Source organism: Mesorhizobium sp. M7A.F.Ca.CA.002.05.1.1, from assembly GCF_003998335.1.
Classification (GTDB): Bacteria; Pseudomonadota; Alphaproteobacteria; order Rhizobiales; family Rhizobiaceae; genus Mesorhizobium.
In genome coordinates, this window is record NZ_RZQI01000715.1 from 1 (window position 1) to 3,141 (window position 3,141).

The 3,141-nt window shown below is 65.9% G+C and carries 3 protein-coding genes; all 3 read left to right on the forward strand.

What is annotated here, in order from left to right:
• Positions 1 to 427, forward strand: a 427-nt coding sequence (locus EN939_RS38195) for a sugar ABC transporter substrate-binding protein (RefSeq protein ID WP_206528346.1), incomplete at its 5' end; no start/stop codon positions are given.
• Between the two features lie 84 nt (positions 428 to 511).
• On the forward strand, positions 512 to 2,065 hold the full coding sequence (locus EN939_RS27180) for a sugar ABC transporter ATP-binding protein (RefSeq protein ID WP_127269675.1): 1,554 nt from the start codon (positions 512 to 514) through the stop codon (positions 2,063 to 2,065).
• Positions 2,062 to 3,045 carry an ABC transporter permease gene (locus EN939_RS27185; protein WP_127269673.1) on the forward strand — a complete coding sequence of 328 codons (984 nt, stop codon included), beginning with the start codon at positions 2,062 to 2,064 and terminating at the stop codon, positions 3,043 to 3,045. The genes EN939_RS27180 and EN939_RS27185 overlap by 4 nt, the downstream gene beginning before the upstream one ends.
• Positions 3,046 to 3,141: the final 96 nt, after the last annotated feature.

Below are 3,141 nucleotides of genomic sequence, written 5' to 3' on the forward strand. Positions count from 1 at the left end.
GCGCTCCGTCGACCGTCTGGCGCCCGCCGGCGATCCGAACCACGTCGTCGTCATCCTCCAGGATATCGACAAGGCGATGCTGGCACCTTTGCGCGACGGCACCTTCGACTTCACGGTGTCGAACAACCCGTGGCACCAGATCGATGTCGTCGTGAAGCAGTTCCTCTGGCACACCGTGCTCAAGCAGCCGTTGGGCGACGGCGATGCCAATTCCGGAACGGTCAAGCTGCCGCGCCGAGTATTGCTGCCGATGCCGCTCCTGACGGGTGCGACGATCGACACGGATGCAGCGCATATGTGGGGCGGAACCGTCGCCTTCACCGACATGCCGCTCGGCAAGTGGAACTACTGGCCAGTCCTCGACACCAAGGAGATCGGCCTCCCCGTCCCGACGCTCGCCGACCGCAAGAGCCTCCTCGGCTATTGAGGCGCATCCGTTCGTCGCGCGGGTGGCTGCAATCCCACCGCGCGACAGACGCCGGGCGGTATCCAGGGAACAGGTGAGACACGCGTGGGTGACATCGTCCTGAGCATGGTGGGCATCACCAAGTCCTTCGGGAGCATCAAGATTCTGAGGGACGTGGCGCTCGAATTGCGCGCCGGCGAGGTCCACGCCCTTCTCGGCGAGAACGGCGCCGGCAAAAGCTCATTGATGAAGATCCTCATGGGCGTGCTGCGGCCCGACAGCGGCGAATACACGGTGCGCAGCAAGCAGGCCCAGTTTTCCAATCCATCCGAGGCGCAGCGCAACGGCGTCTCGATGGTCTATCAGGAGTTCGGCCTGGTCCAGTATCTGAGCGTCACCGAGAATATCCTTCTCGGCCGCCTGCCCGCCCGCTGGGGCAAGGTCGACTGGCCCAAGGCGCGCCGCGAGGCCGCGCAGATCCTGCAGCGGCTCGGCAGCAGAGTGTCGCCCGATGCCACGGTCGGCGACCTGAAGGTGGCCGACCAGCAGGAAGTGGAGATCGCGCGCGCCCTCTCCTACGATCCGGCCGTCTTCATCATGGATGAGCCGTCCTCCGCCTTGTCGCGCGTCGAGATCGACAATCTCTATGGCCTCGTCAGGGTGCTCAAGCAGCGCGGCGTCGCCATCGTCTACATCTCGCACAAACTCGAAGAAGTCTTCGCGCTCGCCGACCGGGTGACGATCCTGCGCGACGGCGCCGTCGTCAAGAGCTGCGGCATCGCCGAAATCGACATGGCGACGCTGGTCGAGCGCATGACCGGCAAGCCGGTTGACAGCACATCAACGTTGCGGCAGGCGGCCGGACCGGGCGCCGGCAGGCTCCTCGAACTCTCCGGATTTTCCGCCGACGGCCTGTTCGAAGGAATCGACCTGACCATCGCGAAGGGCACCATCGTCGGCATCGCCGGCGTGATCGGCGCGGGCAAGAGCGAACTCGCGCGCGCCATCGTCGGTGCGCTGCCGGACGGAACCCGTGTCAAGGGCAGCCTTCACTTCGATGGCGTGGCGGTGAACGTCGCCACGATGACGCCGAGCAAGGCGCGCCGGCTCGGCATCGGCTTCGTCAGCGAGGATCGCCAGGCCGAAGGCATCGTCCAGGAGCACTCGGTCGGCTTCAACATGGTGCTGCCGGCACTGAGCCGAGTGACGACTGCGGGCGTGCTCGTCGGCCGCCGGGTGCGCGGCCTGGTGGCCCGAGTGATGGACGATGTGGGGCTGCGGCCGCGCGAACCGGGCAAGCTCGTGCGACTGCTCAGCGGCGGCAACCAGCAGAAGGTGGTCATCGGCAAGTGGATCGCCGCCGGTTCGAAGCTCTTCATTCTCGACGAGCCGACCCGGGGTATCGACGTCGGCGCCCGCCAGGAGATCTACGACGTCATCCGCCGCCAGGCGCGGGAGCGGGGCGTCGGCGTTTTGCTGCTGTCATCCGACATGCGCGAGATCATGGTGGCGTCGGACCGCATCCTGATCATGGCGCAGGGCCGGATCACACGCGAAGTCGCGCCCGATCGGGTCAGCGAGCGCGACTTGCTCGAAATGGTGCTCGTGCGCGGCGACAAGGGCGCCGATATCGCTGGCGTGCCGGAGGCGCACGGATGAAGAGCTTCCTGCGCAACGACAACGTGCTGCGCGCGCTCATACTCGTGGCGCTGATCGTCGTGTTCGGCCTCTTAACCGGAGGCGTTACCTACAGTGCGCGCGGGCTGTCCAACATCCTGCTGCAGAGTTCCATCATCGGCATAGCCGCTATCGGCCAGACCTTTGTCATCCTGACGGGAGGCATCGACGTGTCGCTCTACGGCATCGGCGTCTTCGCAAGCGTACTTGGCGCTTCCACGCTGACCAGCCGCTTCGACCTCAACATGGTCGGCGGCGATCCTTGGCCAGTTCCCGTCGGTATCGCCATTATCCTGCTCGTCGGCATCGTGATGGGCGCCGTCAACGGCCTGCTGGTCGCGCGGCTGCGCGTGCCCGCGCTGATCGCGACGCTCGGCATGTGGCAGATCGGCCTGGGTCTCGCCCAACTCGTCGGCGGCGGCTACACGATCACCGATCTGCCTTCGAGCCTTAGCATGCTGGGACAGGGCTCGATCCGGGGCGTGCCCGTGCCGGTCATTGAGATGCTCCTGCTCTTCGCGCTGGCGCATTTCGTGCTCAGCCACACGTCCTTCGGCCGAGCCATCTATGCCGTCGGCGGCAATTCCGCCAGCGCGTATCTCTCCGGCATCAAGGTCCGGCGCGTGCAGTTCCTCGTCTTCGTGATCTCGGGACTGATGGTCGCACTCGCCGCCCTGTCGATCGAATCGCGGATGATGTCGGTCTCGATCAGGACGCTGAGCGGGCTGCAGCTCGACAGCATCGCCGCTGTCGCGATCGGCGGCGTCAGCATCTATGGCGGCCGCGGCACCGTGCTCGGCGTGTTGTTAGGGACACTGATCCTCGCCGTCATCGACAGCGGCCTCGGCGCCATGGGCGCCAGCACCGACGTCCAGAACACGGTCAAAGGTGCGGTCATCATCCTGGCGGTGTCGATCGAATTCTTCCGCCGCCGCGAGCGGCCAACCCGCATCACGGCCTGACATGCAATTGCGGAGGCAACCAGAGTGATCGTCGACCAACTTCGGGAAGCGGATGCCGGGCCGGGCCGCCGAGGCTTTGGCTTCGGCGTACTGACC

Excerpts from the sequence above, each read along its gene's own strand:
- EN939_RS27185 (WP_127269673.1), top strand. The coding sequence starts at position 2,062 with ATGAAGAGCTTCCTGCGCAACGACAACGTGCTGCGCGCGCTCATACTC.